The organism is bacterium Scap17, from assembly GCA_013376735.1.
In the GTDB taxonomy this organism is placed as follows: domain Bacteria; phylum Pseudomonadota; class Gammaproteobacteria; order Pseudomonadales; family Halomonadaceae; genus Cobetia.
The window spans coordinates 418510-433704 of record VINJ01000001.1; the positions used below are offsets into that span (position 1 = coordinate 418510).

Below are 15195 nucleotides of genomic sequence, written 5' to 3' on the forward strand. Positions count from 1 at the left end.
GGGAGGGTTCATCATGTCACGTCATTGCTGTCGCCTTTTTGCCATTTTTCATGCGTTGCCCCATGGGTGGGCCGCGAGTCTCACGCCAGGGATGATCGCTGCCGGTCGAGCGGGCTTGCGCCTGTCGCCTCTGGCGGTGTCCATGCTGTTGGCGGGGTGTACCTCCCTGCCGTGGAGTCAGGATGTCACGTCAGAGTCGGATCTCGATCGGCCGCCGCTGAAGATGCCTGCCCCTGCGCAGGCTCCGGGCCCCGTGGTGCATGAAGTGCCGAAAAAGCCGCTCCCCAGCGCGGAGTCGCTGGGCAAGGCGGCTGCCGTGACGTTGCCCTCCAGCTTTCTGCCACCGCCTCGGGCGAGTGAGTATCAGGTGTGGCGCTGTACTCCGGCGCAGGATCTGCTGATGGCCTTCAGCGAAGGCGACGCCGAGGCATCGCATGACTGGTTGCGACTGTGGTCGCGGCGGCATGCCTATACCCTGGAGCGGGTCGTCAGTGCCTCGGGCGAGCGCTATCAGGCCAATGCCGGTGCATCGCCGGCCGAGCAGGCGTCTGGTGATGTGAAGGCGTTGCCCGGTGAAGAGGGGCTGGAGGTGTGGTTCAAGGGTTCCGAGGCGATGCTGCAGAATGCCCGTGGCAACCTGGAATGTGTGCAGGATGATCGGCGCGTGATTCATCCCACGATGCAGAAGCCACTGTTGGTGGCGCAGGGCAATGAGCCCGGCTGGCAGGTCAGTCTCGACAGCCAGCACAACCTGCTGACGCTGACGGCCATGCAGGGCTTGCTCGAGTCGCCGCACGAGGCCCAGGCATCCGAGCGCACTGCAGAAGCGGAGGCTGACGCTCGCTCGTCAGGTGTCCAGGTGGTGAAGCTGCCTTATCGGATCGCCCGCGAGGCAGACGATAGCCGTGTGCTCAAGGCGCAACTCCCGGCTGGCGGCAAGCAGGGCGAGCCATTGCAGCTGGTGGTCGCGCTGGGCGCCTGCTTCGATTCCATGCAGGGCGCGCCCTATCCACTGACGGCGACCTTGACGATTGCGGGGCAAGAATTGAGGGGCTGCGGCGAGGCGTTCCGTTATCCGTCGGCAGTCGAATAAGGGTGATGACTGACTAATCGTTCGCTTTTTTCGAATGATATGGGCGATTTAAGTCGCTTTTCGTGTGCAATGGTTCATTTATCATGCTGTGCATGCGGATCGGGTCGAACACCGTCGACAGGATCGCGCCTCACTTTCATGGAGACCCTCCACATGTCAAAAGCCTCACTCAATGTCCTGCTGGTGTCTGCTTCCCTGTTTGCCGACAAGGGTAATTCACGTGCGCTGGCCTCATCCTTCGTCAGTGCGCTCGAGACCTCCGGGCAGCCATTTCAGCTGACGCATCATGATCTGGTCGAGCGTGACCTGCCGCATCTCGATGGCGCGGAAATGCAGGCCTGGATGACGCCGGCGGATGAGCGCAGCGCCGAGCAACGCAAGCTCGCCGCACTGTCCGATGGTTTTCTGGCCGAGCTGAGAGCGGCAGACCTGCTGGTCGTCGCGGCACCGCTCTACAATCTGGGCCTGCCGACGCAGATGAAGGCGTGGTTCGACCGGGTGCTGCGTGCCGGCGAGACCTTCCGCTATACCGAGAAAGGGCCGGTGGGCCTGCTGGAAGGCAAGCAGGCGCTGGTGCTGGCGGCGCGTGGCGGCATGTACGTGGGCACTGAAATGGATTCCCAGACACCGCACCTGAAATCCATGCTTGGGCTGATGGGGATCACGGATCAGCACTTCGTGTATGCCGAAGGGCTCAACATGGGCGATGAGTCCAGGGCCGCCTCACTGGCCGAGGCCAAGGCTGCCATCGCCAATCAGGTGCAAGCTCTGCAGTTCCGCTGAGAGAAGTGAAAACACGAACGCCATCGCCGCCCCTTGTCCGGGCGGTGATGGCGTTCGTGTTTGTGCACAGCCAAAGGGAATCGCTGGCGCCGGTCAGTCGCTGGTGCAGGTCAGTCGCGGGAGTCGAGCACTTCCAGCGCTCCCTTGAGACGCGCATGCAGTTCTTCCAGCGGCGGCTGGGCGCTACCTTGCGGCCAGCCCGCCGTCAACACTACGCCATCGGCACCATAGTCGCTGGCATCCACTGGCACATCGTAGCCATTCAACCAGTGGCGAACATCGGCCTCATGGGCGAAGCCGACCTTCAGGCGCCTGGGCGTGCGCGGCGTGAAGGTTATGGTGGGCAGGTGCTCGAGTGCCTCGAGCACGGCGCGGCTGTATGCCCGCGCCAGGCCGCCGGTGCCCAGCTTGATGCCGCCGAAGTAGCGGATCACCACACAGGCCACCTGGCCGACGCCACTGCCTTCGAGCACCTGATACATCGGCCTGCCAGCAGTGCCGCCCGGTTCGCCATCATCGGAGAAGCCGATGGCATTCTGCTCATCAGGCGCCCCGGCGATGAACGCCGTGCAGTGGTGGCGTGCGTTGGGGTGGGCGAGATGCGCTTGAGCCAGCAGCCGTGTCATGCCTTCTGGCGTCGGGGCATGGGCCAGCCAGGCGATGAAGCGGCTCTTCTCGATCTCGATGCTGTGTTCATGGTGCGCCTCGGGCGCCAGTGCCGGTATCAGATAGGTCATGGCACCATCTTACCAAAGCGTCGTCCTCAGTGAGTGACGGCATTGCCGCGCACCACGCCCATCACCATGCCCAGCACTTCGATATCGGCATTCTTGAGATAGATGGGGGCCATGCTGTCGTTGGCCGGTTGCAGGCGCACGCCGGTCTTTTCGATATACAGCTTCTTCAGCGTCACTTCCTGCTGATTGATCATCACCACGGCAGTCTCGCCATTCTCGGCGCTTTCGCTGCGTTCGATGATGATGATGTCGCCATCATGGATATTGCAGTTGATCATCGAATGGCCGCGCACGCGCAGGGCGTAGGTGTTGCGGCGCACCATGCGTGTCGGCACGGCAACCGTACCGCAGTCGGCGATGGCTTCGATGGGCATGCCGGCCGTGATGTTGCCAAGCAGCGGGATATCCATCATGTCGCTGGCGGTGATTTCCTGCCAGGCCTGGTCATTGAGCGGCAGGTTGTGAAGACGCTGAAGGTAATGCGGAGCGTGAAGACGTGACATGAGCTATCCCCTGATGCCGTGCGGTCGGCGCGGATGGTGCGTCGGCCTGCGGTGCAGCGTGGAGGGTCGTCAGGCTGAGTTCATCTGTCGCCTGCTAGGCTCCGCGAACATGCTGACAACGCGTTGAGCCGACCCGATCAGTCTGTGCCTGCACTCGGCAGGCGTGTGATGAAGGTACTGTATGGATACTGTTTTTGTATACAGTGTCTGCATCATAGCAAGCTCTCGCGAAGTGGCAAGAGGTCAGCGGATCGGCCGGCGCCACTCCAGCGAAAGTGTGTCGTATGAATGTGCACCACATGTCGCTGATATATTTCTCGAGTGCTTGACTGCCCGTCATGGTGGGGCTGCGAGACCAGGCGATCGGCTGCACGGTGGTCAGTGTCGACCTCAGCTCGTAGAATGGCTCGCAGTGACCCTTGGGTCTGCCTTTGATGTCGCACTCCGCGACGGCTCAGCCGCGAGAATCCGGGATGCCCAGCCAGCCTGCCAGCGATGAAGTCAGTAGCGCGCCGCCTCTGTTGGCGGTCGTGGCGCTCGGCTGTGAGCGTGATGAGCGCTGGCTGTTCGAGGGGCTGGATCTTTCGCTGCATGCGGGAGAGATCCTGCAGGTCGAGGGCCCCAATGGCAGTGGCAAGACGACCCTGCTCAAGATTCTGTCCGGTCAGTTCCATGACTACGAGGGCGAGGTGCTCTGGCGCGGCCAGCCTTCCTCGCGGGTGCGTGACGACTTTCTGGGTTCACTGCTCTATCTGGGTCACCAGCCCGGCATCAAGGGCACCCTGACCGCCTTGGAAAACCTTGCCTGGTATCAGGCGCTTGGCGGTCAGCCGCAGGTGAAGTCAGAGGCCTGCAGCGAGATCGCCTGGGCGGCGCTGGATGCCGTAGGGCTGGCCGGTTTCGAGGATGTGCCTGCCCAGCAGCTTTCCGCCGGTCAGCAGCGACGTATCGCGCTGGCGCGGCTGTATCTGACGCCACGCCGGCTGTGGGTGCTCGATGAGCCCTTCACCGCCATCGATCGCGACGGCGTTCAGGCGCTGGAAGCATTGCTGCTGGCTCACGCCCAGCGTGGGGGCGGTGTGGTGATGACGACTCATCATCGCTTCTCGCAGGCCTCGCGCTTGCGCCGCTTGTGCCTGGGCGCTAAGGAAGGGGTGAAGGCCGAGCAGGGGCTAGAGCAGGGTTCAGAGCAGGGTATGGGCGGGAAAGACACAGCCTCGACACAAGGCGCCTCGGCATGAACCATGAGCTACTGACGGCATTGCCCGAGGCCCCGCCCACCGGTTCGCTGGCCGGGGCCTTCAAGGCGACCCTCGCGCGCGACCTGCGTCAGGCGCTGCGCCGACGCAGTGAGCTGATCAATCCGCTGGTGTTCTTCGCCCTGGTGATCACGCTGTTTCCGTTGGGCATCTCCCCGGACAAGGCGCTGCTGGCGACGCTGGCGCCGGGCCTGTTGTGGGTGGCGGCGTTGCTGGCGACGCTGCTGTCACTGGATGGCCTGTTCCGGCAGGATCTGGACGACGGCAGTCTCGAGCAACTGCTGCTGACGCCGCAGCCATTGCCGTTGCTGGTACTGGCCAAGGTGGTAGGCCACTGGTTGCTGACCGGCCTGCCGTTGGCGCTGATGGCACCCTTGCTGGGCGTGATGCTGGGACTGCCGAGCGGCACCTTTGGCGTGTTGATCTCCTCGCTGGCGCTGGGCAGCATGAGCCTGTCATTGATCGGCGCGATCGGTGCGGCACTCACGGTGGGGCTGCGGCGTGGCGGAGTACTGCTCTCGCTGATCATCCTGCCGCTGTACATTCCGGTGCTGATCTTCGGCGCCGGTGCCGTACAGAGCGCCGTCAACGGCATGCCCAGCCTGGCCCATCTGGCCATTCTGGGCGCGATGCTGGCGCTGGCCCTGTTGCTGGCGCCGCTCGCCATCGCCGCCGGACTCAGGCTGAGCATCAGTGGCTAGCCCAATCAAGAACTGCATGACGCTGCCCGAGCATGCTCGAGCATTCGCAAGGCTCTTCATTGCCCCTGACAAGAGGCCCGTGTGACCGCCGATTCCGACTCTCCTCAAGCGCCTGCCCGCAAGGTTCGTCCCCGCAAGGGCGGGCTATGGCCGTGGCTGCATCGCATGGGTGCGCCGGCGACCTTCTTCGCGGCCAGTCAGCGCTGGCTGCCGTGGCTATGGGCGCTGGCGATCATCTCGCTGGTGGCCGGCAGTGTCTGGGGGCTGGCCTTCGCGCCCGCCGACTACCAGCAGGGCAACAGTTTCCGCATCATCTATGTACATGTGCCAGCGGCGATTCTCGCCCAGTCGTGCTTCATGCTGCTGGCGGTGTGTGCGCTGCTCTTCCTGGTGTGGAAGATCAAGCTGGCGGACATGGTGGCCACGGCCGCCGCGCCCGTCGGTGCCCTGATGACAGCGCTGGCACTGTTTTCCGGCTCGGTGTGGGGCATTCCCACCTGGGGCACCTGGTGGATCTGGGATGCCCGGCTGACCTCGATGCTGATTCAGCTGTTCCTGTATCTGGGCGTCATCGTGATGCGTGGCTCCTTCGTCAGCCGTGACAGCGGTTCGCGCGCGGCCTCGATCCTGGCGCTGGTCGGCATGGTCAATATCCCGATCATCAAGTATTCGGTGGACTGGTGGAGCACACTGCATCAACCGGCCACCTTCACGCTCAGCGAAGCGCCGCCGATGCCGGCCAGCATGTGGATTCCGCTGCTGCTGATGGTGATCGGCTTCTACGCCCTGTTCGGCGCGCTGGTGCTGATGCGCACGCGGGTCGAGGTGTTGAGGCGCGAGAGTCGCAAGCAGTGGGTGCGTGATCTGCTGAGTCCGTCTGCGCGTGCGCGCCCCGATGCTGCGGTGGTCGCGGAAGAAGGGGATAAATCATGAACCTGCCGGGCATCGCCTTCTCGAGTGTCAGCGAGTTCTTCGCCATGGGCGGCCATGCGCTGTATGTGTGGTCGGCCTGGGGGCTGACGGCGGCATGTCTGATGGGGCTGGTGATCGCCACGCGGATGTCGCGTCGCGCGCTGGAGGCGGATATCCGTCGCCGGCTGCGCCGTGACGCTTCCCGTCATTCTTCGCACCCTGCTTCACGCCACGCTGCGCATCGTTCGGCACATCAGGCTTCGCGCCGCACCTCTCGTGATTGAACCCGTTTTCTTCCTCCCGCGGCGGTTGTCCCGCTGACCGCGAGAGGCTTGACCGTCCCTTGCCCTGACCGAGCCCTGACCATGACTCCCAAACGCAAGCAGCGCCTGTATATCGTCACGGCCATCGTGCTGCTGGCCGCCCTCGCGGTGGGTCTGACCCTCTATGCCCTGCGCGCCAACATCAACGCCTTCTATACCCCGACGCAGATCGCCAGCGGCGAAGCGCCCCAGGGGCGGCAGATCCGTGCGGGCGGCATGGTGCGTGAGGGCAGTGTCAGGCGTGACAACGAGACGCTGGATGCCATCTTCACCGTCACCGATTTCGATCATGACGTGACGGTGCATTATCAGGGCATCCTGCCGGACCTGTTCCGTGAAGGGCAGGGCGTGGTGGTGATGGGCACCTTCGATGGTGATCATCTCGAGGCCAGCGAGGTGCTGGCCAAGCATGACGAGAAGTACATGCCGCCGGAGGTATCCGATGCACTCAAGGCCTCGGGGCGCGATGTCTCTGGTAACAGGACGGGCAACCTGGCCAGCGACAGCAGCGCTGCCAAGGCCGCGATCGATCCGCAGGAGACCCCGTGATGGTGACGCAACTGTTGCCGGAAATCGGCCACTTCGCGCTGATTCTGGGTGCCTGTCTGGCCTGTGTGCAGGCTGTCGTGCCGCTGGCGGGGGCCAGTACGCGTCGTCCGCTGTGGATGAGCTTTGCCCAGCCGATGGCCTGGGGGCAGTTCCTGTTCGTGCTGATCGCCTATGCCTGCCTGACGGCAAGCTTCCTGCTGGATGATTTCAGCGTCGCCTACATCGCCAACAACTCCAACAGCCAGCTGCCGTGGTACTTCAAGTTCAGTGCCGTCTGGGGCAGTCATGAGGGCTCGGTGCTGCTGTGGAGCCTGATACTGGCCGGTTGGGGCTTTGCCGTCTCGCTGGGCGCGCGCCATCTGCCGCGCGACATGCTGGCACGGGTGCTGGGCATCATGGGGCTGATCTCCACCGGTTTCCTGGCCTTCGTGCTGCTGACCTCCAATCCCTTCGCGCGTCTGCTGCCGGACATGCCGGCTGACGGCGCGGACCTCAATCCGCTGCTGCAGGATATCGGGCTGATCATCCACCCACCGATGCTCTACATGGGTTACGTGGGCTTCTCGGTGGCGTTCACGTTCGCGATGGCGGCACTGATGGGCGGGCGCCTCGATGCCGCCTGGGCACGCTGGGCGCGCCCCTGGACCAACATCGCCTGGGCCTTCCTGACCGTCGGCATCGCGTTGGGCAGCTGGTGGGCCTACTACGAGCTCGGCTGGGGCGGCTGGTGGTTCTGGGACCCGGTGGAGAACGCCTCCTTGATGCCGTGGCTGGCCGGTACCGCCCTGATCCATTCGCTGGCGGTCACCGAGAAGCGCGGCGCCTTCAAGAGCTGGACGGTACTGCTGTCGATCTTCGCCTTCTCGTTGTCACTGCTGGGCACCTTCCTGGTGCGCTCCGGGGTGCTGACCTCGGTGCACGCCTTCGCCAGTGACCCCGACCGCGGGCTGTTCATCCTCGTGCTGCTCGGCATCACCGTCGGTGGCTCGCTGCTGCTGTTCGCGTTGCGCGCACCGCGCGTGCGTTCGACGCTGGGCTTTCACTGGCTGTCGCGGGATGCCTTCCTGCTGGTCAACAATCTCGTGTTGCTGGTGATGATGGTCACCGTGCTGCTGGGCACCCTCTATCCGCTGGTGCTGGATTCGCTGGGGCTGGGCAAGATCTCGGTGGGCCCGCCGTACTTCAATGCGCTGTTCGTGCCGCTGACCACGCTGCTGTGTGCCTTCATGGGCCTCGGGCCGGCTTCGCGCTGGAAGCAGATGCCGGGCCGCGAGCTTACGCGTCGTCTTGCGCTGGCCGGCAGCGCGGCACTCGTCATTGGTGGCCTGCTGCCACTGACGCTGGATATCGAGTGGAGTTTCCCGGTGGCACTCGGGCTGGTCATCGCGCTGTGGGTGGTGCTGCCGCTGCTGCGCGACCTGTGGGACAAGAGTGCCTCGAAGGCGGGGCGCTGGGCGGGGCTCAAGCGCCTCACGCCCAGCTACTGGGGCATGCAACTGGCGCATCTGGGGCTGGCAGTGACCATCGTCGGCGTGACGCTGGTCTCCAATACCGAGGTCGCCGAGAACGTACGCATGGTGCAGGGCAAGGAGGTCAGCGTGGGCGGCTATCAGTTCCGCATGACCGAGCTTGGCGAATATCGCGGCCCCAACTACCTGTCGGACCGCGCCACGGTGGAAGTCAGCCGGGATGGTGACCCCGTGACGACACTGCATCCCGAGAAGCGTCTGTTCCTGGCCAGCGGCATGCCGATGACCGAGACCGCGCTCGATGCCGGCTTCACGCGTGACCTCTACGTCGCCATGGGCGAGAAGCTGGATGACGACAGCTGGGCGGTACGCATCCAGGTCAAACCCTTCGTGCGCTGGCTGTGGCTGGGCGCCCTGCTGATGGGGGCGGGCGGTGTGATCGCCGTGCTGGATCGCCGTTATCGCCGCCGTGTCGAGGCCAGCACGGCGTCTGACACCCGCTCTATCACCACACAGGAGGCTCGCCCATGAATCTTCGTCGTCTGGTGCTGTTCGTGCCGCTGGTGGTCGTGGTGGGGCTGGGTGCCTTCCTCTACCAGCGCCTCGATGATGACCCCTACGCGCGGGACTCCGCGCTGCTGTCGCGGCCCTTCCCCGAATTCTCGCTCAGCACCTTGAGTGAGCCGCAGGCGCGCCTCGATGCCTCGCTGCTCAAGGGGCAGGTCAGCCTCGTCAACGTCTGGGGCGAGTGGTGCCCGACCTGCAAGCATGAGATGCCGCAACTGCTGGATCTCGCCAGCCGCGGCGTGCACATGGTCGGCGTCGACTACAAGGACACTCGCGCCAAGGGCCGCCAGTTCTTGGAGGAATTCGGCAACCCGTTCAGCGTCAATCTGTTCGACCCCGAGGGCACCCTGGGCTTTGATCTTGGCGTCTATGGGGCACCGGAAACCTTCCTGGTCGATGCCGAGGGCGTGATCCGCTATCACCACACCGGCTACATCCGGCCCGAAGATGTCCGCGACGTCATCCTGCCGACGCTTGAACGCATTGCAGAGCCCGCGCCTGACGCCGCCAGCACGCCCGATGAGGAGGCCAGCTCATGAAGTCCGTACTCAGGAGTGTCGCCATCCCGCTGGTGCAGGCGCTGGTGGTGCTGATGTTTCTTGCCTGGCTGTCTGCCGGCAAGGCGCATGCCGCCATCGAGATGCATCAGTTCGACAATCCGGTGCTGCAGAAGCGCTACGACAGCCTGACTGCCGCGCTGCGCTGCCCCAAGTGCCAGAACCAGGCGATCGGTGACTCGGACTCTCCCATCGCCGGTGACATGCGCCAGAACGTGGCGGACCTGCTCAAGGACGGCCGCAGCGACAGCGAGATCCAGAATTTCATGGTCGCGCGCTTCGGCGAGTACGTGCTCTACAACCCGCGCCTCGATGGGCGCACCTGGCTGCTGTGGGGCGGTCCGGCCGTCCTGATTCTGCTCGGCTTGCTGGTCGTGACGCTGATCGTGCGTGCTCGGCGGCGTGCGAGTGTGCGTGCGCTGGATGATGATGAGCAGGCGCGCCTGTCGGCGCTGCTCGCCACGCACCGCCAGTCCGGCGATGAGCGACCCGGCGCTGGGCAACACACTGCCAAGGAGCGCTCATGATCCTGTTATGGCTGGCGATTGCCGTGCTGTTGATTCCCGCCGGCTGGCTGCTGTTGCTGCCGTTGCGGCGGGCGCGTCACGTGCATGCCGATCAGCAGGCGTTCGAGGACAACGACAGCCTCGGCGCCGAGAACGTGCGTGTCTATCGGCGTCGACTGGCCTCGCTGGAGCGCGGCCATGCGCGCGGCGAGCTGGATGACACGGCGCTGGCGGAAGGGCGGGTCGAGCTGGAACGCAGCCTGCTGGAAGATGCTGAATCCCTGAAGCGCTCTCCGCTCAAGGCGGCCAGCAGCGGCCGTGTGCTGGTGCCCGTGTTGCTGGTGGCGATGGTGGCGGGCTCGCTCTTCTGGTATCAGCGCGAAGGCGCGAGCGGGGACCTGGCGCTGGCGCAGGCGATTGCCGCCACGCCGATCCATGATGCCGCCAGCTTCGAGGCGCGCATCGCCCGGCTGCGCGCCGAGGCCGAAGCCCAGCCCGACAACGCCAAGGTATGGATGGCGCTGTTCCCGCTCTACCGCGATGCCGGACGTCTCGATGAGGCCATGCAGTCGCTCGAGGCGTTGATCGCGCTCGAAGGCCGCGTGCCCGCATTGATCGCGCAGCTGGCGCAGCTCAAGTTCTTCGCCGCCCAGCGTACCTTGACCGATGAGGTCCAGGCGCTGGTCGATGAAGTGCTGGCGGACGATCCGCGTCAGCCGACGGTACTTGGCCTGCTCGGGATCGAGGCCTTCGATCATGCCCGCTATCCCGAGGCCATCGATTACTGGCGCAAGGCGATTGCCGGCTTCGAGAATCCCGATGCCGCCAAGGCACTGCGCGAAGGTATCAAGGCCGCGCGTCAGCGCATGGCCAGTGCAGGAGACGTCGATGCGTCGGTCGCGCTGGAGCGCTCGGTAGCGACGGATCAGCTTGCGGCCGATGCTCAGGGCGCGAAAGCTCTGGCCAATGAAGAGGGCGCTGCCCGGCTGACACTCGAGGTATCACTGGACCCGGCACTCGAGGCGCAGCTGGCGGCGCTGCCGGCCAACGCCGCTGCGACGACCCTGTTCATCGTGGCACGCGACACCGAAGGCAAGCTGCCACCGCTGGCGGTGGTGCGCACCACCGCGGACAGGCTGCCGCTGACGATCACGCTCTCGGACGACAACGCCATGGCCCCGATGGCGCGGCTCTCGATGGCCGAGCGCGTCGATCTCGTGGCGCGTATCTCCGCTTCCGGCCAGCCGACGGCGCAGCCGGGGGATCTCGAAGGCAAGCTCGAGAATGTCATCGTCACCCGCAGTGCTGATGCCGGCGGCGAGAAAGGCGCTGATGCGACTCAGGCGCCGCTGGCACTGCGCATCGATCACCGCGTCACTCAGTAAGCCGCGATTGGCCTCTGGCCCGCGCGATGACGGCTTCGTTTGTCATTGCGCCGGTTGGGGCCATCGCCGCTTTTGGGTAGACTGCGCGCTGGTTTTTCGAAAATACCCTCGATGACCGGCTGTCTCGTCGTAAGGACATGTTTACCTTGCGACGGTCGACGGTGCGGGCGCGACCTGGCAGACCTGCGACGCCGCGGTACATCAGGCTTTCCTGCTCCAGAACCTGCTTTTCCAGATCTTCTTTCTCCAGACTCAAGGACGCGCCAGGCGCAATGCGGCTCAAATCGATCAAGCTGGTCGGCTTCAAATCCTTCGTCGATCCGGTCACCGTGCCCTTCGACAGCAACATGACGGCGATTCTCGGCCCCAACGGCTGCGGGAAATCCAACGTCATCGACGCTGTGCGCTGGGTCATGGGCGAGTCCAGCGCCAAGAACCTGCGTGGCGAGTCGATGACGGACGTCATCTTCAATGGCTCCACCGGGCGCAAGCCGGTGGGGCAGGCCTCCATCGAGCTGACCTTCGACAATGCCGACGGTAGCCTCGGTGGCGCCTGGTCCGAGTATGCCGAGATAGCGGTCAAGCGTCTTGTGACGCGTGATGGCCAGTCCGGCTACTTCCTCAATGGCCAGAAATGTCGCCGGCGTGATATCGCTGACGTCTTCCTCGGCACAGGCCTCGGGCCGCGCTCCTACTCCATCATCGGTCAGGGCATGATCTCGCAGCTGATCGAGGCGCGCCCGGATGACCTGCGCAGCACCCTCGAGGAAGCCGCGGGCATCTCCAAGTACAAGGAGCGCCGCCGCGAGACCGAGAATCGCATGAAGCGCACCCAGGAGAACATGGAGCGCCTGGATGACCTGCGTGAGGAGCTCGACAAGCAGCTCGAGCGCCTCAAGCGTCAGGCCGAGGCCGCCAAGCGCTATCAGACCCTCAAGCAGGATGAATACCGCCTCAAGGGCGAGCTGGCCGTGCTGCGTCGACGGGGCCTGCGTGCCCAGCAGCGCGAGCAGCAGTCACGTGTCGCGGAGCTGGAAACCGGCGTCGAGCGCGAGATTCTCGGTCAGCGTCAGTGCGAGAGCCAGCTGGAAGAGCAGCGCTATCAGCACGACGAGCTGGCCGGTGAGCTGGAAACCCATCAGGCCGCCTTCTATGAGACCGGTGCCCAGATCGCGCGCCTCGAGCAGAGCCTCGAGCACGCCCGCACCCGGGAACAGCAGCTGGCGACGGACCTCGAAATGGCCAGGCGCGAGCTGAGCGACATCCAGCGCGTCGAGGGCGAGGACGGCGAGCGCCTCGAGATGATCGATGCACGCCTGGAAGACATCGCCCCGGAACTCGAGCTGGCCCGCGAGACCCTCGAAGGGCTCGAGCTGTCACTGGAAGAGGCCGAAGAGCGCCGCCAGGACAGCCAGAGCGAGTGGGAGCGCTTCAGTCAGGCCGACAACGAATCCCAGCGTGGCGCCGAACGGGCCCAGAGCGAGATCCAGCAGCTCGAGAATGCCATCGCCGACGCCGAGCGCCAGCGCGAGCGCCGTCGTCAGCAGCTGGCGGAGCTGCCGGATGTCGCCGAGTTGCGTGAAGCCCGCGAAGAGCTGCGCGAGCAGCTCGATGAATTGTCGCTGGGCGGCGAATCACTGGAGTCGCGTCGCGAGCAGGCCAGTGAAGCCCGTGAGCAGGCTCAGGCCGATCGTCTGGCGCTGGATGGTGAGCGCGATCAGTTGCGCCAGCGTCGCAATGTCTTGCAGGGCGAGAAGGCCTCGCTTGAGGCGCTGATCGACGCGGCGCTGCGTGACGACGATGACAGTCTGGCGAGCCACCTGGAGCAGCATGGGCTCGCCGAGACCCCGGCGCTGGCCGAGGGGCTCGAGGTCGCCGAGGGCTGGGAATCGGCCAGTGCCTGGGTACTGGGCCCCTTCCTCAAGGCGCGTCTGGCGGCGGGCGAGCCGTCGCGGCTGGCCACGCTGATGGATGAGCTGCCCGGCGGCGAGCTGTTGCTGATCGATGGCACGCCGGCGTCCAGCGCGGCAGCCCGCCCAGAAGGCACACTGGCGGCGCAGGTGAGCGGCGCGGATGCCCTGACCGGTTGGCTGGCCAGCATCCACTGTGTCGAGTCGCAGGCAGCCGCCTGGGCCAGGCGTGGCTCGCTGGCCGCGCACGAGAGCGTGCTGACGCCGGATGGCCTGTGGCTGGGGCAGGGCTGGAGTCGCCGTCAGGTGGCTGGTGAGCGTGCCGATAGCGTCATCGCCCAGCGAGCGCGCCTCGAGCAGGTCGTGCTGGAGCTCGAGTCACTGGATGAGCGTCTCGAGGAGATCGAGACGCGCCTGGCCGCAGCCGCGGAACAGATTGCCGGCGCCGAGCAGCAGCTCGAGCATCTGCGCGTCGAAGAGCGCGAGCTGGGCGAGCGCCAGCGTGAACTCAGTCTCAAGGAAGCCGGCATCGCCAGCCGCCTGGAGCATGTCGATGGTCGCGCTCGTGAGCTGGATGAGGAGCTCGAGCAGCTGGCGGAAACGCGCGAGACTCAGGCCCTGACGCTGGAGGAGGCGCGCGAGCGCTGGCAGCAGGCACTGGAGGCGGTCGAGAACAACGCCCAGTCACGTGAGTCGCTGGAGCGTTCACGGCGCGAACATCAGGAAGCGCTGGCCGGGCTGCGTGCCCAGCTGGCGCCAGCGCGTGAGCAGGTCAACCGTCTCGACATGGAGCGTCAGCGCCTGACCACCGAACGTGACGGCATGCAGGGTCAGCGCATGCGAGCCGTCGAGCAGCGCGAGAAGCTCGCCGAGCGCATCGAGATGCTCGAGGCCAGCCGTGAAGAAGCCTCGCTGCCGCAGGAAGAAGAGCGCGAGAAGCTCGAGATGCTGCTCGAGACGCGTCTGTATCAGGAAACCAAGCTCAACGCCTGTCGTGACAAGACTCATGAATTGGTCGAACAGATGCGTCAGGCGGAGCAGGCGCGTCAGACTCATGAGCGCAATCTCGAGGGGATTCGCCAGCGCCTCGAGGAAGGCCGCATGCAGGTGCAGGCGCTGACCCTCAAGGGCGATGCGCAGGACGAGCAACTGGTGGAACTGGGCTATGACGAGGCGGCGATCGCGCAGCTCGAGGACGAGCTGGACCCCAATGCCACTGAATCGGCCTGGAGTCACAATCTCGAGCAGATCGGCGAGCGCATCAAGCGGCTGGGGGCCATCAACCTGGCGGCCATCGAGGAATACGACCAGCAGGCCGAGCGTCGCAACTATCTGGAAGCCCAGCATGCCGAGCTGAGCGAAGCGCTGGAGACTCTCGAGCGCGCCATCCGCAAGATTGACCAGGAAACACGGGTGCGCTTCAAGGAAACCTTCGACAAGGTCAATGCCGGAATCCAGGCGCTTTTCCCCAAGATCTTCGGGGGCGGAACCGCATGGTTGACGCTGACGGGTGATGATTTGCTGGAGACGGGAGTCGCGATCATGGCGCGGCCACCGGGCAAGAAAAACTCCACCATCCACCTGCTGTCAGGCGGCGAGAAGGCACTGACGGCACTGGCGCTTGTCTTCGCCATCTTCCAGCTCAATCCCGCTCCGTTCTGCATGCTCGATGAGGTGGATGCGCCGCTGGATGATGCCAACGTCGGACGCTATGCAAGGCTGGTGAAGGAGATGTCGGAAAGCGTACAGTTCATCTATATCACCCATAACAAGATCGCCATGGAAGCGGCAGATCGGCTGATGGGCGTCACCATGCAGGAACCCGGCGTCTCGCGCCTTGTCTCTGTAGGGATAGAAGAAGCTGCCGTGCTTGCCGAAGCGTGAGGGAAAAGCCGTTCAGGAGGGCAAGGTCATCCTCCGGCGCGGTAGCCAGTGGCCGCC

15 protein-coding genes are annotated in these 15195 nt (G+C 65.0%); 12 read left to right on the forward strand and 3 right to left on the reverse strand.

Features of this window, described 5'->3' with window-relative positions; genetic code table 11:
* Positions 1–13 precede the first annotated feature (13 nt).
* Positions 14–1093: a hypothetical protein gene (locus FLM52_01940; GenBank protein NVN54565.1), complete on the forward strand. Its 1080-nt coding sequence runs from the start codon at positions 14–16 to the stop codon at positions 1091–1093.
* 153 nt (positions 1094–1246) lie between these two features.
* Positions 1247–1876 (forward strand): FMN-dependent NADH-azoreductase, encoded by a 630-nt coding sequence (locus FLM52_01945; protein ID NVN54566.1) that lies wholly within the window; start codon positions 1247–1249, stop codon positions 1874–1876.
* Between the two features lie 110 nt (positions 1877–1986).
* Here FLM52_01945 and FLM52_01950 read toward each other — a convergent pair whose 3' ends face one another.
* Both FLM52_01950 and FLM52_01955 read right to left on the reverse strand, forming a co-directional pair.
* On the reverse strand, positions 1987–2613 hold the full coding sequence (locus tag FLM52_01950) for a DUF1949 domain-containing protein (protein ID NVN54567.1): 627 nt from the start codon (positions 2611–2613) through the stop codon (positions 1987–1989).
* Between the two features lie 26 nt (positions 2614–2639).
* A complete protein-coding gene (locus FLM52_01955) occupies positions 2640–3116 on the reverse strand; it encodes a peptidase (protein ID NVN54568.1) in 477 nt (158 codons plus the stop codon).
* A 473-nt stretch (positions 3117–3589) separates the two neighbouring features.
* On the opposite strand from FLM52_01955, the gene ccmA reads away from it, so the two are divergent.
* The 9 genes from ccmA to ccmI all read left to right on the forward strand — a co-directional run bounded on the left by ccmA (position 3590) and on the right by ccmI (position 11344).
* Entirely contained in the window at positions 3590–4357 is a 768-nt protein-coding gene (gene ccmA, locus FLM52_01960) for a cytochrome c biogenesis heme-transporting ATPase CcmA (GenBank protein NVN54569.1), read from the forward strand.
* Positions 4354–5076, forward strand: a complete 723-nt coding sequence (gene ccmB, locus FLM52_01965) for a heme exporter protein CcmB (GenBank protein NVN54570.1) — start codon at positions 4354–4356, stop codon at positions 5074–5076. The genes ccmA and ccmB overlap by 4 nt, the downstream gene beginning before the upstream one ends.
* A gap of 165 nt (positions 5077–5241) precedes the next feature.
* Positions 5242–6009, forward strand: a complete 768-nt coding sequence (locus FLM52_01970; GenBank protein NVN54571.1) for a heme ABC transporter permease — start codon at positions 5242–5244, stop codon at positions 6007–6009.
* Between the two features lie 11 nt (positions 6010–6020).
* The gene (ccmD, locus tag FLM52_01975; protein NVN54572.1) at positions 6021–6272 is read left to right on the forward strand and encodes a heme exporter protein CcmD; all 252 of its coding nucleotides are present in this window, start codon (positions 6021–6023) and stop codon (positions 6270–6272) included.
* Between the two features lie 81 nt (positions 6273–6353).
* Complete coding sequence (ccmE, locus tag FLM52_01980) at positions 6354–6860, forward strand: cytochrome c maturation protein CcmE (protein NVN54573.1); 507 nt, start codon at positions 6354–6356, stop codon at positions 6858–6860.
* Complete coding sequence (locus tag FLM52_01985; protein NVN54574.1) at positions 6860–8860, forward strand: heme lyase CcmF/NrfE family subunit; 2001 nt, start codon at positions 6860–6862, stop codon at positions 8858–8860. The genes ccmE and FLM52_01985 overlap by 1 nt, the downstream gene beginning before the upstream one ends.
* The gene (locus tag FLM52_01990; protein ID NVN54575.1) at positions 8857–9435 is read left to right on the forward strand and encodes a DsbE family thiol:disulfide interchange protein; all 579 of its coding nucleotides are present in this window, start codon (positions 8857–8859) and stop codon (positions 9433–9435) included. The genes FLM52_01985 and FLM52_01990 overlap by 4 nt, the downstream gene beginning before the upstream one ends.
* Positions 9436–9488: 53 nt before the next feature.
* The gene (locus tag FLM52_01995) at positions 9489–9980 is read left to right on the forward strand and encodes a cytochrome c-type biogenesis protein CcmH (GenBank protein NVN54576.1); all 492 of its coding nucleotides are present in this window, start codon (positions 9489–9491) and stop codon (positions 9978–9980) included.
* On the forward strand, positions 9977–11344 hold the full coding sequence (gene ccmI, locus FLM52_02000; GenBank protein NVN54577.1) for a c-type cytochrome biogenesis protein CcmI: 1368 nt from the start codon (positions 9977–9979) through the stop codon (positions 11342–11344). Before FLM52_01995 ends, ccmI begins: the two co-directional genes overlap by 4 nt.
* Here ccmI and FLM52_02005 read toward each other — a convergent pair.
* Entirely contained in the window at positions 11334–11636 is a 303-nt protein-coding gene (locus tag FLM52_02005) for a hypothetical protein (GenBank protein ID NVN54578.1), read from the reverse strand. The genes ccmI and FLM52_02005 overlap by 11 nt on opposite strands.
* Here FLM52_02005 and smc point away from each other — a divergent pair.
* Positions 11617–15138 (forward strand): chromosome segregation protein SMC, encoded by a 3522-nt coding sequence (smc, locus tag FLM52_02010; GenBank protein ID NVN54579.1) that lies wholly within the window; start codon positions 11617–11619, stop codon positions 15136–15138. The genes FLM52_02005 and smc overlap by 20 nt on opposite strands.
* The last annotated feature ends 57 nt before the right edge of the window (positions 15139–15195 follow it).

Bases quoted from the DNA above. Each gene is read 5' to 3' on its own strand.
- FLM52_01940 (NVN54565.1), top strand. From the start codon at position 14: ATGTCACGTCATTGCTGTCGCCTTTTTGCCATTTTTCATGCGTTGCCC.
- ccmE (NVN54573.1), top strand. From the start codon at position 6,354: ATGACTCCCAAACGCAAGCAGCGCCTGTATATCGTCACGGCCATCGTG.
- FLM52_01985 (NVN54574.1), top strand. From the start codon at position 6,860: ATGGTGACGCAACTGTTGCCGGAAATCGGCCACTTCGCGCTGATTCTG.
- ccmB (NVN54570.1), top strand. From the start codon at position 4,354: ATGAACCATGAGCTACTGACGGCATTGCCCGAGGCCCCGCCCACCGGT.
- FLM52_01990 (NVN54575.1), top strand. From the start codon at position 8,857: ATGAATCTTCGTCGTCTGGTGCTGTTCGTGCCGCTGGTGGTCGTGGTG.
- FLM52_01995 (NVN54576.1), top strand. From the start codon at position 9,489: ATGTTTCTTGCCTGGCTGTCTGCCGGCAAGGCGCATGCCGCCATCGAG.
- ccmI (NVN54577.1), top strand. From the start codon at position 9,977: ATGATCCTGTTATGGCTGGCGATTGCCGTGCTGTTGATTCCCGCCGGC.
- FLM52_01955 (NVN54568.1), bottom strand. From the start codon at position 3,116: ATGTCACGTCTTCACGCTCCGCATTACCTTCAGCGTCTTCACAACCTG.
- ccmA (NVN54569.1), top strand. From the start codon at position 3,590: ATGCCCAGCCAGCCTGCCAGCGATGAAGTCAGTAGCGCGCCGCCTCTG.
- FLM52_01950 (NVN54567.1), bottom strand. From the start codon at position 2,613: ATGACCTATCTGATACCGGCACTGGCGCCCGAGGCGCACCATGAACAC.
- smc (NVN54579.1), top strand. From the start codon at position 11,617: ATGCGGCTCAAATCGATCAAGCTGGTCGGCTTCAAATCCTTCGTCGAT.
- FLM52_01945 (NVN54566.1), top strand. From the start codon at position 1,247: ATGTCAAAAGCCTCACTCAATGTCCTGCTGGTGTCTGCTTCCCTGTTT.
- FLM52_01970 (NVN54571.1), top strand. From the start codon at position 5,242: ATGGGTGCGCCGGCGACCTTCTTCGCGGCCAGTCAGCGCTGGCTGCCG.